The sequence below is a fragment of the Staphylococcus piscifermentans genome (assembly GCF_900186985.1).
Taxonomy (GTDB): domain Bacteria; phylum Bacillota; class Bacilli; order Staphylococcales; family Staphylococcaceae; genus Staphylococcus; species Staphylococcus piscifermentans.
Window position 1 is genome coordinate 1,690,816 of the sequence record NZ_LT906447.1, and the last position, 18,060, is coordinate 1,708,875.

General features: G+C 34.3%; 17 protein-coding genes. 2 read left to right on the forward strand and 15 right to left on the reverse strand.

All coding sequences use genetic code 11. From position 1 onward, the window contains the following. Positions 1–3: 3 nt before the first annotated feature. From CKV71_RS07925 to CKV71_RS07980, 12 genes are all read right to left on the reverse strand, one after another. Positions 4–360 (reverse strand): YlbF/YmcA family competence regulator, encoded by a 357-nt coding sequence (locus CKV71_RS07925; RefSeq protein ID WP_095105541.1) that lies wholly within the window; start codon positions 358–360, stop codon positions 4–6. Continuing rightward, entirely contained in the window at positions 360–1,901 is a 1,542-nt protein-coding gene (gene miaB, locus CKV71_RS07930) for a tRNA (N6-isopentenyl adenosine(37)-C2)-methylthiotransferase MiaB (protein ID WP_095105543.1), read from the reverse strand. The genes CKV71_RS07925 and miaB overlap by 1 nt, the downstream gene beginning before the upstream one ends. A 161-nt stretch (positions 1,902–2,062) precedes the next feature. After that, positions 2,063–2,962 carry an oligopeptide ABC transporter permease gene (opp4C, locus tag CKV71_RS07935; protein ID WP_095105550.1) on the reverse strand — a complete coding sequence of 300 codons (900 nt, stop codon included), beginning with the start codon at positions 2,960–2,962 and terminating at the stop codon, positions 2,063–2,065. Positions 2,963–2,974: 12 nt separating this feature from the next. Further along, on the reverse strand, positions 2,975–3,940 hold the full coding sequence (opp4B, locus tag CKV71_RS07940; protein WP_095105552.1) for an oligopeptide ABC transporter permease: 966 nt from the start codon (positions 3,938–3,940) through the stop codon (positions 2,975–2,977). Next, entirely contained in the window at positions 3,937–4,923 is a 987-nt protein-coding gene (locus CKV71_RS07945) for an ABC transporter ATP-binding protein (RefSeq protein WP_095105557.1), read from the reverse strand. The genes opp4B and CKV71_RS07945 overlap by 4 nt, the downstream gene beginning before the upstream one ends. A gap of 12 nt (positions 4,924–4,935) precedes the next feature. Then, positions 4,936–5,916: an ABC transporter ATP-binding protein gene (locus CKV71_RS07950; RefSeq protein WP_095105560.1), complete on the reverse strand. Its 981-nt coding sequence runs from the start codon at positions 5,914–5,916 to the stop codon at positions 4,936–4,938. Between the two features lie 63 nt (positions 5,917–5,979). Then, positions 5,980–7,695 carry an oligopeptide ABC transporter substrate-binding protein gene (gene opp4A / locus CKV71_RS07955; RefSeq protein WP_095105564.1) on the reverse strand — a complete coding sequence of 572 codons (1,716 nt, stop codon included), beginning with the start codon at positions 7,693–7,695 and terminating at the stop codon, positions 5,980–5,982. 191 nt (positions 7,696–7,886) lie between these two features. Then, entirely contained in the window at positions 7,887–8,177 is a 291-nt protein-coding gene (locus CKV71_RS07960; protein WP_095105566.1) for a thiamine-binding protein, read from the reverse strand. 81 nt (positions 8,178–8,258) lie between these two features. Continuing rightward, entirely contained in the window at positions 8,259–8,780 is a 522-nt protein-coding gene (locus CKV71_RS07965; RefSeq protein WP_095105567.1) for a type II toxin-antitoxin system YoeB family toxin, read from the reverse strand. A gap of 203 nt (positions 8,781–8,983) precedes the next feature. Beyond that, positions 8,984–9,850: a 2-oxoacid:ferredoxin oxidoreductase subunit beta gene (locus tag CKV71_RS07970; protein ID WP_095105568.1), complete on the reverse strand. Its 867-nt coding sequence runs from the start codon at positions 9,848–9,850 to the stop codon at positions 8,984–8,986. Beyond that, a complete protein-coding gene (locus tag CKV71_RS07975; protein WP_095105569.1) occupies positions 9,837–11,612 on the reverse strand; it encodes a 2-oxoacid:acceptor oxidoreductase subunit alpha in 1,776 nt (591 codons plus the stop codon). The genes CKV71_RS07970 and CKV71_RS07975 overlap by 14 nt, the downstream gene beginning before the upstream one ends. Positions 11,613–11,718: 106 nt before the next feature. Then, a complete protein-coding gene (locus tag CKV71_RS07980; RefSeq protein ID WP_095105571.1) occupies positions 11,719–12,519 on the reverse strand; it encodes a TIGR00282 family metallophosphoesterase in 801 nt (266 codons plus the stop codon). A 260-nt stretch (positions 12,520–12,779) separates the two neighbouring features. Between CKV71_RS07980 and CKV71_RS07985 the strand changes: the two genes are divergently transcribed. Then, positions 12,780–12,998, forward strand: coding sequence for a hypothetical protein (locus tag CKV71_RS07985; RefSeq protein ID WP_095105572.1), 219 nt, complete (start codon positions 12,780–12,782; stop codon positions 12,996–12,998). A gap of 74 nt (positions 12,999–13,072) precedes the next feature. Here the strand turns inward: CKV71_RS07985 and CKV71_RS07990 are convergent, their stop codons facing one another. Continuing rightward, a complete protein-coding gene (locus tag CKV71_RS07990; protein ID WP_095105574.1) occupies positions 13,073–13,897 on the reverse strand; it encodes a LysR family transcriptional regulator in 825 nt (274 codons plus the stop codon). Positions 13,898–14,018: 121 nt separating this feature from the next. Between CKV71_RS07990 and CKV71_RS07995 the strand changes: the two genes are divergently transcribed. Beyond that, the gene (locus CKV71_RS07995; protein ID WP_095105580.1) at positions 14,019–15,011 is read left to right on the forward strand and encodes a YeiH family protein; all 993 of its coding nucleotides are present in this window, start codon (positions 14,019–14,021) and stop codon (positions 15,009–15,011) included. A 140-nt stretch (positions 15,012–15,151) separates the two neighbouring features. On the opposite strand, the gene rny is transcribed toward CKV71_RS07995, so the two are convergent. Then, complete coding sequence (gene rny / locus CKV71_RS08000) at positions 15,152–16,711, reverse strand: ribonuclease Y (protein ID WP_095105584.1); 1,560 nt, start codon at positions 16,709–16,711, stop codon at positions 15,152–15,154. Positions 16,712–16,985: 274 nt separating this feature from the next. Further along, positions 16,986–18,053 (reverse strand): recombinase RecA, encoded by a 1,068-nt coding sequence (gene recA / locus CKV71_RS08005; RefSeq protein WP_095105586.1) that lies wholly within the window; start codon positions 18,051–18,053, stop codon positions 16,986–16,988. Positions 18,054–18,060 lie beyond the last annotated feature (7 nt).

Here is an 18,060-nt window from a genome sequence, read left to right on the forward strand (position 1 = left end):
TGATTATTTATCTTGATGTGCAGCGTTTAAACGGTCAGCCATCGTATTAATCATCATCTGCAACAAGTCATTCGCATCAGATTGGGCTTCTCTGAATTCTGTCACTATCGGTAAAGCATCAATTTTAGCTTGAATCTGGTCAATCTCTGCTTCACTTCGTTTATACGCTTCTATTTTTCCGTAATTCTGCAAATTAACGGATTGTTTTTGTCTTTGCTTTAAATCTTTCATCCACTCATCAATATGATGGTTGCGATGAATTTGAGTCTCTACACGTTGGTAATATTTTACTGTATCTAAACGCTGGATTTGTTTGCTCAGCTTATGTGCTTCCGCTAAAATTTCTTCTTTGTTATGCATTATGCATTCACCGTTTTAGGTTCATGAACATGTAAAAAAGTACCGTTCAATGAATACTGTTTTGCTTCATCGACTTTTACGTCTACTAATTTACCAATAACTTCTTTCGGACCTCTGAAGTTTACAAGTTTATTTTTATCCGTATAACCTGCTAAGACTTCATTATCCTTTTTACTGCTGCCTTCGCATAATACTGTCACAACTTGGCCTTCATATCCTTTTAATGCACGTTCTGAATAATAACCTACTTTTTGGTTCAAGCGTTGCAAACGATCTTTCTTCACTTCTTTTGCTACATTATCTTTCATACGAGCTGCTGGTGTACCATCACGTTGTGAATACAAGTATGTGTAAGCATGTTCAAATTCAACCTCATCGTATAAGGACAATGTTTCTTGGAATTGTTCCTCTGTTTCATTTGGATAGCCTACAATAATATCAGTTGTCAACGCGACATCAGGAATGGCTGTTTTAATACGGTTCACAAGATCTAAGTAACTTTCTCTCGTATATTTACGTCCCATAATTTTTAAGACCGCATCATTTCCTGATTGTACTGGCAAGTGAATATGCGGTACGATATTGCCGCCTTTAGCAATGACTTCAATCATATGGTCAGTAAAGTCCCAAGGATGACTAGTAGTAAAACGCACGCGCGGTATATCTATTTTAGAGATATCTTCGAATAAATCACCTAAATCATATTCCATATCTTGTAAATCTTTACCGTATGAGTTGACGTTCTGACCTAATAAAGTAATTTCTTGATACCCTTGGCGGGCCAAATCACGCACTTCGTCGATAATATCTTGAGGACGTCGACTACGTTCTTTCCCTCTTGTAAAAGGTACGATACAGTATGTACAGAATTTATCGCAGCCATACATAATGTTCACCCAAGCCTTGAAATAATCATCACGGACTTTCGGTAAATTCTCGATAACATCGCCTTCTTTAGACCATACATCAATAACCATAGCTTTAGACATATAGGCTTCTTCTAAGATTTCTGGTAATTTATGAATGTTATGTGTACCGAAAATCATATCAACATTTTGGTAAGATTTTAAGATTTTATTAACTACGGATTCCTCTTGTGACATACAACCACACACACCGATCAAGCAATCTGGGCGGTCGCGTTTTAAATGTTTCAAGTTACCGATTTCACTGAATACTTTATTCTCAGCATTTTCACGGATCGCACAAGTATTCAATAGAATAACATCCGCTTTCAAAATATCTTCAGCTAATGTGTAACCGAGCGCTTCAAAGATACCTGCCATGACTTCTGTATCATGTGCGTTCATTTGGCAGCCAAATGTTTTGATGAAAAAAGTACGACCTTTACCCATCTCTTTAAATCTTTCATCAATTTGGAAATCACGGTTATATTGAACATCTTCTTTCCCACGTTTTTTAGCTTCTTTTAAACTTGGCGGCTGATAAACTGTTTCGAAGTATTGACTATAATCTTTTTCTTTCTTATTTCGTTGTGCAATTACATCTAAAGAACCTGCTTTTCTTTGTTCTTCATTCACTTCGCAAAATCCTTTCTATATCCCCGATTAATCATTACTTCATTATATATTGTTTAGTCGAAATGTGCAAAATGATTCTAGGAAGAAAAAAGACGACGAGGTATAGCGAACTTCAAAGTTTAACTTTAAAAGTTCATTACACTCAGTCGACTTATTTACAATTAATGCTTAGCTTTTGGGTTTAATGCATCTTTTAAGCCTTCTCCTACAAAGTTTATACATAAAATCGTATAAGTTATTACAAGAGCAGGCGGCATCCAAATCCATGGTTTACTACTTAGTACATCCGCTTCTTGAGCATCTGATAACATATTGCCCCAAGTAGGCGTTGTTTTCTCAATACCGAATCCTAAGAAACTCAAACCTGCTTCTGCTACAATTTGAACGGCAAATAATAATGTAGCTTGCACAATAATAACACTTAAAATATTTGGCAATAAATGTTTCAACATAATTTTATAAACAGGTGTACCTATTGAAACGGCAGCTAAGAAATATTCGTTTTCTTTTTCTTGCATTACTTTTCCGCGCACTAAACGTGCAATTCCAACCCAAGATAACACTACTATAACGGCACCAAGTATAAATGCAGAACCATATGGATTTTTGATTTTTTCGCTGAAAGTAGCATTTAATACGATAGCAAAAGGAATAAATGGAAACAACATCACAAATTCTGTAAGACGCATTAAAACTGTGTCCACTTTCCCTCCATAATAGCCTGATATCATACCGACTATAACACCTATAACTAATATCCCAATAGTAGTAGTGATACCAAATACCATTGAAACGCGCCCTGAATATAATAAACGGCTAAATATATCTCGTCCCCCAGCATCAGTTCCTAGCAAATGTTCAGGTGACATATCCCCTTTTATATATACCAGGTTTTGTACATTAGGATCATGCGGAGCTATAAGCGGAGACAACATTGAAATAATAAATATGAATAACAACGAAATTAATGCAGTCATCGCTAATTTATTATGGGTAAAATTAATTAAAGCACTTTTTAAAGGCGAAAGGCTTTCTTTTTTAACTTTATTATTTTTAGACATTTCTTTTCCTCCTTAATTGCTCTTAATCCTTGGGTCAACAATGCTGTATGCTATATCTGAGATTAAGTTCGCTAATAATCCTAAAAACGAAAAGAATAATAATAACGCCATCATCAATGGATAGTCCTTGCCGCTAATTGCTTCAATTAAAAGCTTACCAATTCCTGGATAAGAAAAAATCGTTTCCGTAATTACAGCTCCACCAAAAATTGATAAAACATCTCCGCCAAAGAAAGTAACAATCGGGATTACAGAGTTTCTTAAAATATGTTTATTATAAATTTTACTTGTTGAAATACCATTAGATCTAGCTGTTCTGACATAATCTTTACGAGAATTTTCGATAATATCATTTCTCAAGAATTGAACGTAACCTGCTGTTGACATTACGCCCAGGATTAAAGCAGGTAAGAATGCATGATATAGTTTACTCATATAATAAGGAAAAGTGCCTTCTTCTAAACCAATAGTTACAGACCCTTGAAACGGAAATAAATTCAGCTGAAAGGCGAATAAATATATTGCAAATACTCCTGCTACAAACGAAGGTAATGCTAATAAGAAATAGTTGACAACTTGAATGGAATAATCTAAAGGCGAATAAGCTTTACGACCCGAAATAATTCCTAAAGGAAAGGCTAAGATATAAGTAAAAATCAAACTCAACGTCCCCAAAATAATTGTGTTTGGCATACGTTCTTCAATCAAATCAATAACCGGTCTTTTAAATCTTACCGATTCACCTAAATCACCGTGTACAATTTTTTCTGCCCACATCATATATTGAACATGAATAGGCTGATCATAGCCTAATTTTTTTCTTTGTGCTTCAAAATATTGCGCGGAATTTTCAGATGAAGATCCTGCCCCTGTAAATGCATCACCAGGCTGCAATTTGGATATACCGAATATTACTATTGAGATTAAAAATAGCAACGGTATCATTAATAATAATCGTCGTATAATTAATTGAATCATTTCTCCACCTCATCATCTATCAACAAGCAAGCTGCGAAATGATTTTCACTGACTTCCTTATATGCAGGTTTTTTTGTTTTACAAACTTCTTGTGCTATTGGACATCGAGTATGAAATGGGCATCCAGTTGGAGGGTTTGCTGGTGATGGCAAGTCTCCAGTCAATAATATACGTTCTTTACGTTTATCTTTATCAATTTCTGGTATGGCTGAAATTAAAGCCTGAGTATAAGGATGTTTAGGATGTTTATAAATTTCATCAGCTGGACCTTGTTCCACAATATGCCCTAAATACATAACGCCTATATAATCACTTACATGTTTCACAACGCTTAAATCATGAGCAATAAACAGATAACTCAAATCAAATTCTTTTTGTAAATCATCCAATAAATTCAGTACTTGAGATTGTACCGAAACATCTAGAGCACTAACAGGTTCATCTAAAATTATCAACTTAGGCTTTAAAGCTAAGGCACGAGCTATTCCAACTCTTTGGCGCTGACCGCCAGAAAATTCATGCGCATATTTATAATAATCCTCAGTATTCAAACCAACTTTTACCAATAATTCTTTAACTTCTTCTTCTAATTCATTTTTTGTTTTTTTACTATAATTTTTGATAGGTTCTCCTACGATATCTCCTACCATTTGCAAAAGATTTAAAGAGGCATACGGATCTTGAAAAACCATTTGAAAGCCTTTTCTGGCATCTCGCAGTTTCTTACCTTTAATGTGTGTTATATTTTCATTATTAAAAGTAATAGTGCCATCAGTAGGCGCTTGTAATCTTAAGATGCTTCTTCCAGCTGAAGATTTGCCACAACCAGACTCACCTACTAACCCCATAGTCTCTCCTTCTTTAATTTTGAAACTTATTCCATCTACTGCTTTAACATATCCAACAGTTCTTCGAAAAAAGCCGCCCTTAATCGGATAATATTGTTTAAGATTGTTTACTTCTAAGATTGTCTTTTTATCCATAATTTGCCTCCATCAATCCTCGTCATATAAATGACAAGCAACTTTATGTTCTGAATCAATCAGTTTCAAAGAAATATCTCCTTGTTCACAAACATTCATCGCATAAGGACATCTATTTGCAAACCTGCATCCTTGGTTCGGCATATTTACTAATGAAGGTACACTTCCTTCTATCACTTCTAACTTATCAGTGCTTTGGTCCAACTTAGGAATAGACCTTATTAATGCTTGAGTATATGGATGTTTAGGAGATTGAAAAATTTCACTTGTTGAACCAGTTTCAATAATATTACCTGCATACATAACAGCAACTCGATCACAAAGTTCGGATATAACTGCTAAATCGTGCGAAATAAATATAATAGACATATCATTTTCTTCTCTAATTTTCTTTAATAGTTCTAATATTTGCGCTTGTACAGTTACATCTAATGCAGTTGTAGGTTCATCAGCAATCAGCAAATCTGGTTGGCACGAAATCGCTAAAGCAATCATTACTCTTTGACGCATACCTCCGGACAATTGATGCGGATAATTATCAATCACTTCTGAAGCTCTGGGGATACCTACTTGATTTAATAACTCTATCGCTCGTTCTCTCGCATCTTTTTTATTTAATTTTAGATGTAAAGTAATTTTTTCGATAAGTTGATTTCCTATTGTAAATACTGGATTTAGAGCTGTCATAGGTTCTTGAAAAATCATCGAAAGTTCTTTGCCCCGCATCTTGTTATATTCATTTTCTTTAATATTATCGATACGTTTACCTTTAAAGTTGATTTCTCCTTTTTCTATTCGTGCTATTTTTTCGGGTAATAACTGCATAATAGATAAACTTAAAACTGATTTCCCTGAACCCGACTTACCAACTATTCCTAAAATTTCTCCTTTTTTTACTGACACATTAATATTGTTCACTGCAGAAAACCAATCTTTTTTTATGTAAAAACTGGTTCTTAATTGTGTTATTTCTAATATATTCTCTGCTGTCAATCTCAACACTCCTCTTTTGCTTAGAAAAAGCCTCGAAAACTATCGAGGCTTTTCAAGCAAAAATTATTTTTCTACAGTCCATTCATTAGCAGGGTTAGCACCTTTCATGGAAACTTCAAAGTTTTTAACTTTATTACTTACTAATGTAATATCTTCTAGTTCAACAAGTGGAATAACAGGAACTTCTTTATTCCAAATTTTTTGCCATTTTAAGTAAATATCTTTACGTTTTTCTTTACTGTTTCCGACTACATCATAATCAGTTGCTTCAGCTAATAATTTGTCTGATTCTGGGTTGTTATATCTTGACTCATTCCATAAAGCATTAGATTTATATAATCCTGAAGGATCTGGGTCAGCACCTTGTGACCAAGTTCTGAAATAAACTTCCATATTTTTATCAGCATTTTCTAAATCTGAACCAAATTTACCGAACTCGACCATACTTACTTTAGTTTTTAAACCCACTTTTTCCCAATATCCTTTAAGAGCAGCAGTTCTTGGTTCGAATGTCGGGTTAGTACCAGCATAATGTTTTAAGCTAATTTCAAACTTTTTACCTTTCGGATCTTCTCTGAAGCCGTCACCGTCTTTATCTTTATAACCTGCTTCATCTAGTAATTCTTTAGCTTTTTTAACATTATACTTATAATCTGTTAATCCTTTATCTCCTTGAGATACCCAGTGGTTAGTTGGAATTAATGAGTTTGTTGGTTTTCCGTAACCTTGTAAGAAAGCTTTAATCCACTCATCTTTATTAATTGCATAATCCATAGCTTGTCTTAATTTAACATTTTGATATTTTGGACGAGGTGAGCCAACTTTCATCGCTTTTTTATCATAATTATTTAAAACAAAACCAACAATCATATATTGTGTAGATGGTGCAGTTAAAATTTTAACATTATCCGCTTTAGATTCTTTAACTTGTTTAGCCATCGGTGCTGTTCCTTCGCCAACCATATCAATATCACCGTTTTGAAGCGCTTTGACAATAGCATTCTGATCTACAACTTTATAATTGATTTTGTCTAGTTTAGGTTCTCCCTTCCAGTAATCTTTATATTTTTCCAACTGCACAGATTCTCCATCTACAATTTTCTTAACTTTAAAAGGTCCGTATCCAATTGGATGCTTACGTATAGCATCTGATTTCGCCATATCCTTTACTGGAATATCTTTAAAAATCTTTTCACTTAACAAATCACCGCTATAGAGTTTCAATAAGTTATTTACTTTCTTTTCTTTAAAAGTTATTTCAACATTGTAATCATCAATTTTTTTAATACCAGAAATTGATTCTGCTTTGCCATCGTGTTTTTCTTTTGCTCCTTCAATAGCCTCCACATTATCAAAGCGAGGTCCCTCATAATCTGGATCTGCTAAAGTTTCTAATGTAAAAATCCAATCATTAATTGTTAAAGGATTGCCATCTTGCCATTTAACACCCTTTTTCAAAGTGAATTTAAACTTTTTAGCAGGTTCGATCTCTTTCCAAGAAGCTAAATCAGGTTTCATTTGTAAATGATCATCCATTTTAAATAATCCGTCACTAAATAATCCAATTACTCCTAAATCAGTAGCAGATCCCGCAAAAATGCCAGAAAAATTACCTTCTGGTGGGGCACCTGAACCAATGTTTAAAGTACCGCCTTTTGCATCACTTTTGCCAGTGCTTCCTGTTTCCTTTTCATTATTGGATTTCTTACTGCCGCAAGCAGATAATACCAATAACAATGACAACAATACTATTGCTAATTTAAACCATCTTCTTTTCATATATTTCCTCCTTTAATATGCCACTTAAAATTCTATAATTGAATTATATTAATTGTCTGACTATTATGTCAACTTTGCATTCTATTTTTATCAACCTAACACCTGATATTTTTGCAAATAAAAAAAGACCCAAGTACTCATCATTTTTTAAATGAATACTTAGGTCTTAAGCAATAAACTAAAATTTTCTCTTAATCGTATTTAACGGTCAATTCTTCCATTGTAATACCAGTCGGCACGTAATAAAATCTCACTTGACTGATGACGCCTGGCACTTCTAATTCAACCATTCTATCATTAATATTTTGAATCAGAATTAAACATTCACTCATTGTACCTTGCACTGTTGTTTCTAATGGTGCTACTCGGAAATCTAAGCCAGATTGCTCAATGATTTTTATGGCTTCATCAACGTAAGGAATCACATCTTCTCCATTTGGTGTTTGCGGCAAAACTTGAATGCTCATTAATGTATCTTGCATACTGAAACTCCTCTTTTCCTCATATGTTACTTTAAATGTATCAAATTTTTAATGAAGTGTGTATTAGTATGACAGGAATATTTAAATAGTATGGTAATAACAACTTACAACGATAAGACGGTTATCTATTTGTTTATAGACGAGGCGATGAATATCATCGATTGCTATTGATTTAAATCCACCAGATTTTACTCTTTTCACCATTACCGGTACAGGTTGATTCCCTTTATCAAAAGGAATATTTCCTTTGATTTGTTGTATTCTATTATTAAATTTCGTAACTAATTCTTTATTTCTACTCTTGAAGTGTGTATGATCTTGATTTGCAGATTCTGTAAAATCTATCAACATACTTTCATCCACCAGTACTTTCACTAAATCCCCATTAATATAATCGCGTATACATTCTGCTAAGTGTTCTCGATTCGCTGCAGTTTTCAATAAATACTTTCTCTCTTCTTGTCCTTCTTTTTCTATATTTTTATCATCATTTTGGTTATTCAAATAATCGGGATGTTGTCCTAAACAATTCGCAAAGATATTGTCTAATAGTCTTTGCTGCTTAGCACTTTCTTCATCGTTTCTATTGATTTCTTTTGTCATTCATACACCTCTTTAATATGACATATTTATCAATACCCAATTAAAGCGGTGTACCAAACGTTTATATTATATATTTATCTAAATCGTATAAATTATCATTTAAATTATGTATCTGTACTACATTTTAAAAATATAAAAATTCTCTTTACGTCCTAGTAGGTTTATACCCTTTTTCCAGACATAAAGAGAACTTTTATTTAATATTATACAAATTGTTGTGTTAAATCCTCAAATTGTCCTTTATCAATTTTGATATCTTGCTTAGCTAAAGGTTCACCACTCATTTGTTCAACTTGTGACTCATATGAAGGCGTTTCTTTATCTTGATAAACAATTCCAGTTACGAGCGATTCATTATCAATGACTGTTTGAATTGCTTTATTTTTATCGCTTGCATCATAATCTTCAATGTCATCAATAGATACTAAATGCTCTTTAAACCAATCATAAGTGTTTACTTTATTGTAAGTTACACATGGTGAAAAGACGTTTACAAATGAAAAGCCGTCATGATTGATTGCTTCTTCAATTAATTTTGTCAAACCTTTAATGTCGCTTGAAAATCCTTGGCCGACAAAAGTGGCTCCTGAAGATAATGCCAATTCTAATGGTGCTACATTTTGTTCAATATTACCTTTTGGAGTTGTTTTTGTTACAAAACCAGGTGCTGAAGATGGTGAAGTTTGTCCTTTAGTCAAACCGTAAATTTGGTTATCCATAACAATATAGGTGATATTCATATTTCTACGTAAAGCATGAATAGTATGACCCATACCAATAGCGTAACCATCACCATCGCCACCAGAACAAATAACGGTTAAATCTTTGTTTGCCATTTTCACACCTTGTGCAATTGGAAGTGCACGGCCATGAATGGCGTGCATGCCGTAAGAGTTAACATATCCTGATAAACGCCCTGAACAACCAATACCTGTAATCAATGCTACTTCTTCAGGTTCTAATCCAACATTCGCTGCAGCTTTTTGAATCGCTGCTTGCACAGAGAAATCACCGCAACCTGGACACCAGTTTGGTTTAACGTTATTTCTGAAATCTTTAAATGTTGCCACTTGTACCCACTCCTTCAGTCTCTTTGGCAATCTCTAATCCTTTATCTTCAATTTCATGCGGTAAAAATGGTGTGCCGTCATATTTAGTTTGTTTAATCAATTTACCGTGTACATTAACATTCATTTTTAAAATGTTAGCTAATTGACCTTGATAGTTATGTTCGACAACTACTACTTTTTTCGCTTTATCTACCGCTTCTTGCACTATCTCTGCTGGGAATGGATGCAATTGTCTAATTTGTAAATGATTTACTTTCACACCTTGATTTTCAAGACGTGATTTACCTTCTTGAATCGCACCTTTTGTAGAAATAAAGCCGATATATAAGATATCTGCATCATCATAAGGCTGATCATCAATAACTGGTTCTGAAATTAATAAATTTTCAGTTTTACGCATACGCTTATCCATTTGTTCTTGACGGTTTTGTGCAGACTCGCTTGGTTTACCTTCTTGGCTGTGTTCAACACCAGTAACGTGATGAATACCGCCTTTGACACCTGGAATTGGTCTAGGAGATACCCCATTAGCTGTAAGTGCATAACGTTTAAAGTAAGATTTGTCATCTTCATCACGTTCAATGTCACCTTGTAATAATTCACCGCGTTTAATTTCAATACGGTCATAATCTAGTTGCTCAACTGTTTGTTTACCTAATGCTAATTGTAAGTCACTTAAGATAATAACTGGACATTGATATTCTTCAGCTAAGTTGAACGCTTCAACTGTTAAATAGAAAGAATCTTCAGCATCAGTAGGTGCAATCACGATTTTTGGAATATCGCCATGTGTACCATAAATCATTTGCATTAAATCAGATTGCTCTTCTTTAGTAGGTAATCCTGTAGATGGGCCGCCACGTTGTGTATTTACAATTACTAATGGTGTTTCAGTCATACCAGACAAGCCGATTGATTCCATCATCAGTGACAGACCTGGACCGGCTGAAGCGGTAAATGCTCTAACACCTGCATAGTTAGCACCGATAGCCATAGTTGCCGCTGCAATTTCATCTTCAGTTTGGATAACTGTACCGCCGACTTTCGGCAGGTTATCAATCATGTACTCCATAATTTCTGATGCAGGTGTAATTGGATAAGCTGCCATAAATTTAGATCCTGCTGAAATCGCACCTAATCCAACAGCATCATTACCAATCATATAAAGATGAGGTTCTGATTCACTTGGTTCTAAGTGATAATCACCTTCTAATTCAGGCATTTGTTCTTTCATCGCATCGTAGCCTTGGTGCAATGCTTGGATATTGCTTTCTACGACTTTTTCACCTTTTTTACCAAAAGTGTTTGCGATAAGTGCTTCAAATGATTGAATATCTAAATCCATAATGGCACAAGTCGCACCAATTGCTACCATATTTTTCATTAATTTAGTTCCTAATTCTTTAGCAATATCAGTAAAAGGAAGAATAATCAGTTGTGCTTTACAATCTTCAGGCTTAGAAGGTTTGGCTTTCGCATCAGCAATAATCACACTGTCGTCACGCATCTCATGGTGATTTAACTCAATTGTTTCTTGATCGAATGCAACGAGAATATCTAAATCATCACTAATAGCATGTACTGGCTTTGTTGATACTCTAATTTTATTGTTGGTATGTCCGCCTTTAATTCGGCTTGAGAAATGTCTGTATCCGTATAGGTAATATCCTTCACGGTTCATAGCTGTGGCAAAGATTTCTCCTGTCGACTCGATTCCTTCACCTTGTTGACCGCCAACTTTCCATGATACTTGTGATTTCATACCTTTGCCTCCTGTAATTTAATTCACTATTAATCATAACAAAATAAACCACTGCTTTACTATATTAACAGCGGTTTTACTTTAAATTCATACTAATGGACGATAACTATTTTAACATGTCAAATGGGTGATCATCATTAATTAAAATACGTTCAATATTTTTTGTCTTACCTTCTTTATCTAAATCAATGATAACACCGGATAAAACTTCTCTACCTTCATCTGGAACCACATGTCTTTGAGGAAGACTTGAAATAAATCTATAAATGACTTCCTCTCTGTTAATACCTAGAATACCATCGTAGAAGCCTGTCATACCTACATCAGTAATATAACCCGTACCGTTAGGAAGAACTCGATTATCTGAGGTTTGGATATGTGTATGCGTACCCACTACTGCGCTGGCACGTCCATCTAAATACCATCCCATCGCGTTCTTTTCTGAAGTAGTTTCCGCATGAAAGTCTACAAATATATAAGGCGTTTCTTTTTGTGCTTCTTCAATTAATTGATCTGCTTTTTTGAAAGGATCATCAATATCTTGCATAAATGCTCGACCTTGTAAGTTGATAACCGCAAGTTTAACTTCGTTTATCTGTATAAAACGCATACCGATACCTGGTGCTTCGTCAGGAAAATTAGCTGGTCTTACCATGCGTTTTGCATCATCGATAAATTCATAAATTTGGCGTTGGCCGTACGTATGATTTCCCATTGTCATAAAATCGACGCCTTCACGCAACAACTGTTTATATATCTTTTCAGTTATCCCTTTTCCATGTGCAGCATTTTCAGCATTCACAATTGTCACTGTAGGACGATATTGCTGTTTTAATTTCGGTAAATAAGTGGTGATGGCTTCCCTACCTACTTTGCCGACAATGTCACCGATAAATAATATTCTCAAAATGGATTCATCCTCTCTTATAAGCTAGTTTAATAGAAAAATTTAATCTTGCAAAGTCTGTAAACGCTTTGATTATGTAACTTCATTAAATTTTTGCAAAAAAATATTTAACTTTATGGAGAGCGGGTAAAGACTTGGTAAGACGTAACATAGCTTAATTGTTCAAAAATAAGTCATGAATGAAGCATTGTGGCGCTTTTTTGAGAATTATTTCTATGTTATGATTTGTCTATCAAATTTATAGGAGATGTAATAACTAAATGTCAATTAACATTGATCCCGAAAAGTTTGCAGAACTTGTACTTCAATCGAATCCTTCAAAAAGCGAGGACCCAGAAGATATCGCTAAAGACGCATTAGAACTTTACATTAATGCTTATCGATTAGCAGAAAGATACGCTAACTTATCATCAAATGCTTTCGATACATGTGAAGTTTTAAGAGAAGTTAAAAATACTGATTTATTACTAAGCAAATAATTAATTAAAAGATAAAAGAATTTTAAGAAATGTACTAGGATGCTCCAATTTGGAGTATCCTCTTTTTATTCCTTCTATTCTTCTGTAAATTTATTTATCAGAATCTCCATATTTTTATCGATATATTTATTTGTATGTGTAAGTAAATAGAAATACCGTTCAATATCGAGAGGAATAATCTCAAGTTTTTCTTTATCGAAAGGAGTCAAAGTCTTTTTAGATACAATAGAAAAGCCATATCCATCATGCACCATATTCTTAATCAAGGTAGTGTTATTGATTTCTACTAAAAAAGGATGCAATTGAAATTGTGCTAATCCTTCTTCTTGATAAAAACGCGTGCCAGAACCTTTCTCTCGCACAAAGCACGTATCCATATTGGAGCCTCCAGCTTTTTTATGAATCAAAACCATTTCGTCTTTTTCAATACGAGTGCTTTCTATCATATTGGCTTGAATTTCTTTTTCAACAATTCCTAGGTCAATAATATTACGCTGTACATTTTCAATTACATGATCTGAATTGTCTAAATGTACATGGATATGTAACTTAGGATAACTTTGAGCTAACTCTCCAAGTTTTTGAGCAAGTCGATATTCTCCATAAGTGTAACTACTGCCAATGGTAAGTTCTCCAGAAATACTGTGAGGCGCTTGTTGTAATTCTCTTCTCAACGTATCTTCTAAATGCTTTTGTTTTAAGGCATAACTAAATAATTTTTCGCCATCACTTGTTAAGGTCATCCTAGAATGCTTGAATTCAAAAATTTTCACATCATATTCAGTTTCAAGCTTTTTTATATCACGACTAATTGACGGTTGCGATGTATATAAATTTTCAGCTGCCTTTGTAAAACTTCGTGCTTTTACAACTTCAATCAACACTTTAAACGGATCCATTTCGCTTAAACCTCCCCTACCCTTTTAATAATTATAACATTTTTGTTATGACGATTATACTAATTATTTATTTCACGTTATAAATTTGACGTGATAACCTAAATTAAAGGAGTTGATGCAGATGAAAATACCTAAATATAATAATTTTACACTCGGACTTAGTTTCACATTTATCATCGCATTAATCAGTTTATTATTATCCAAGATTCCAATATTAGAAAATATAGGATCACTTACAATCGCTATTTTAATTGCTATTATATATAGACACTTCAAAGGGTATCCAACTCGATATAGAAACGGCATCGAATTTTCATCGAAGCGGTTACTAAAATTTGCTATTATTTTGTATGGACTAAAGCTAAATATTAATGAAATTATTACTAAAGGCGCAACTTTATTGGCGGTTGATGTAGGAGTAGTTATTTTCAGTATCATTGGAATATACTTTTTGAATAAATGGATTAAAGGAGATGCTAAACTCGGTATTTTATTAGGTATAGGGACAGGTGTTTGCGGAGCTGCGGCTATAGCTGCTACATCTTCTATACTTAAATCTCGGGAAAAAGATACAGCAATCAGTATTGGTATCATTGCTTTGATCGGCACTATATTTTCCCTTGTTTATATGCTTGTAGATAGCTTGTTAAGCTTATCACCGCAACTATATGGCGCTTGGGCAGGTACTAGCTTACATGAAATTGCACATGTAGTATTAGCTGCTGATTTTTCTGGAAACAACGCTTTAAGTATTGCGCTATTAGGAAAATTAGGCCGTGTATTTCTATTGATTCCTGTGAGTATTATCTTAATCATAATTATGAAATATACCTCAAAGGGATCCTCAGAAGCTCACAAAATTGATATCCCTTATTTCTTAATTGGGTTTCTAATAATGGCTATTATCCATACCTATATTGATATTCCAGGCATTATTATGCAATTTCTAGATGTGCTAACTAATCTCTTTATGATGATGGCTATGGTGGCCTTAGGATTGAATGTCTCATTCAAAGACTTAAAAAATAGAGCATTTAAACCCTTGGTAGCCGTTATCATAATTTCAGGATGTTTATCAGGATTGACTTTTATTCTTTTGAATTTAATCTATTAAACAGAAGAGAGTGGAGAAAATCAGAATTTCTCCACTCTCTTTTTTAGCGATAATTTTTGTTAGATAAAAGGATTTGTAATTCATTCATTTTCCTAATCAAAAAACCCCAAGCCAACTGGCCTGAGGTTATATTTCAAAAATTATTTCGCATATTCAATTGCTCTCGTCTCACGAACAACTGTCACTTTAATATGTCCTGGATATTGTAGTTCATCTTCAATTTGTTTTTTAATATCTCTTGCTAAACGATGCGCTTTTAAATCATCGATTTCTTCAGGAGATACAATAACTCTGATTTCTCTACCTGCTTGTATTGCGAATGCTTTTTCAACACCCTCATAACTTTCAGATAAAGCTTCTAAACGTTCTAGTCTTCTAATATAGTTTTCAAGTGTTTCTTTACGTGCACCTGGACGCGCTGCAGATAGTGCATCTGCTGCTGCGACTAAGATAGAGATAATTGATGTCGGTTCTACATCACCATGATGTGAATGAATTGCATTGATTACTGTTTCATTCTCATGGTATTTCTTAGCAAGTTCTACACCGATTTCTACATGGCTGCCTTCGACTTCATGGTCAATGGCTTTACCCACATCATGTAATAAACCAGCGCGTTTAGCCAATGTCACATCTTCGCCAAGCTCTGCTGCAAGCATACCTGTTAAGTGTGCCACTTCTATAGAATGTTTTAATACATTTTGGCCATAACTTGTTCTGAATTTTAAACGACCTAAGATTTTTACTAAATCAGGATGCATGTTATGAACATTAATTTCAAATGTTGCTTGTTCACCTGCATCTCGGATAATATCATCTACTTCTTTACGTGCTTTTTCAACCATATCTTCAATACGTCCTGGATGAATACGTCCATCTGAAACTAGATTGACTAAAGCTGTACGTGCAATTTCTCGTCGAATCGGATCAAAGCCAGATAGGATAACAGCTTCTGGCGTATCGTCAATAATTAAATCAATACCTGTTAATGTTTCTAATGTTCGAATATTTCGACCTTCACGTCCAATGATTCGACCTTTCATTTCATCATTAGGTAAGTTTACAACTGATACTGTTGACTCTGATGTATGTTCAGCTGCTAATCGCTGCACAGCAGTAGCCAATAATTCTTTTGCTGATTTATCAACTTTTTCTTTCGCTTCATTTTCCTTTTCTTTAACAAGTACTGCAATATCTTGTGACAGTTCTTCTTCAACACGCTGAAATTGTTCGTTGATTGCTTCTTCGCGTGTGAGACCGGAGATGCGTTCTAATTCTTGTTCGTGCTTCATTATTATTGATTGAACACTACTCTCTTTTGCATCTACTTGTTGTTGTTTTTCTTCAATTTTCGATTCTTTTTGCTCTAAAATCTCATCTTTCTTATCTAACAGATCAGACTTACGCTCTAAGTTATCTTCTTTTTGAAGAAGTCGGGCCTCTTGTTTTTGAAGATTACCACGTATTTCACGAAGTTCATTTTCCGTTTGCTCTTTTAAACGTTGATTTTCTTCTTTAGCCTCAAGTAATCTCTCTTTCTTGAGATTATCTGCTTCTTTGTTTGCCTGATTGATAATATCATCTGCAGTTTGTTTTGCCTGAACTTGTTTCTCATGCAAAACCTTTTGGGCTGCTATATACCCTACAACAACTCCTAGAATACACCCCAGCAAAATGAGTAGGAGGGTTAATAAATTCACACAAACACCTCCTTTTTCTAGGATTTTGTTTATTTGTATATCGCTTTCAATATGATTATATGAAGTAATATAAGAATCATACATACTAATTGTACTTTTTAAATACAAGGAGTGTCAAGGTTAATAATTGAAGTCCGCTATATAATTCAAAATAGTGTGTATAGACTAATAGAGTTGTAAGTTGAGATACAAAATAACTATTCAGAAACCTCAATTGATTGTATGTAAAAAAAGGAGTCTGCACAGCTAAAGGCAGACTCACATTACCGCTTATCTATTCTTCATCGAATAAATTTGCGTTTTCATTTTTCTCAGCTTTCGCTTCTTTTTCGTCTTTTTCTTCAACGTCCCCATCAAAGATACCTAATTTTTGTCTTAATTTATTATCAATATCTTCTTTGATTTCTGGATGTTCTTTCAAGTAATTTTTAACGTTTTCTTTACCTTGGCCCATTCTTTCACCATTATAAGAATACCAAGCACCTGATTTATCAACGATGTCATTTTCAACACCTAAATCAATTAATTCGCCTTCTTTTGAAATACCTTGGCCGTACATAATATCAACTTCGGCTACTCTGAATGGAGGTGCTACTTTGTTTTTAACAACTTTAATTTTAGTACGGTTACCCACAATTTCTTGACCTTGCTTCAATTGTTCTGCACGACGCACTTCTAAACGAACTGAGCTATAGAATTTCAACGCTCTGCCGCCTGGCGTTGTTTCAGGATTACCGAACATTACTCCGACTTTTTCACGGATTTGGTTGATAAATACTGCAGTACAATTAGATTTTGAAATAGCACCAGATAATTTACGCAAAGCTTGAGACATTAAACGTGCTTGTAAACCGACATGTGTATCTCCCATTTCACCTTCAATTTCAGCTTTCGGTGTTAAGGCTGCTACAGAGTCGACTACAATAATATCAACAGCACCGCTTCGTACAAATGCCTCTGCAATCTCTAGACCTTGTTCCCCATGGTCAGGTTGAGATAAATATAAATTATCGATATCTACACCTAATGCTTCAGCATAAACTGGATCTAACGCATGTTCAGCGTCGATAAATGCAGCGACGCCACCTTGTTTCTGCACTTCAGCAATAGCATGCAAAGCTACAGTTGTTTTACCAGAACTTTCTGGTCCATAAATTTCTACAATTCTACCTTTAGGGTAACCACCTACACCTAAAGCATTATCTAATGTTACTGATCCGCTTGATATGCTTGAAACACGACGAGCTTTGTTATCGCCAAGTTTCATAACGGCACCTTTACCAAACGATTTCTCCATATTCTTAATAACAGTATCTAGCGCTTTTTGACGTTCATTATCCAATATTGTG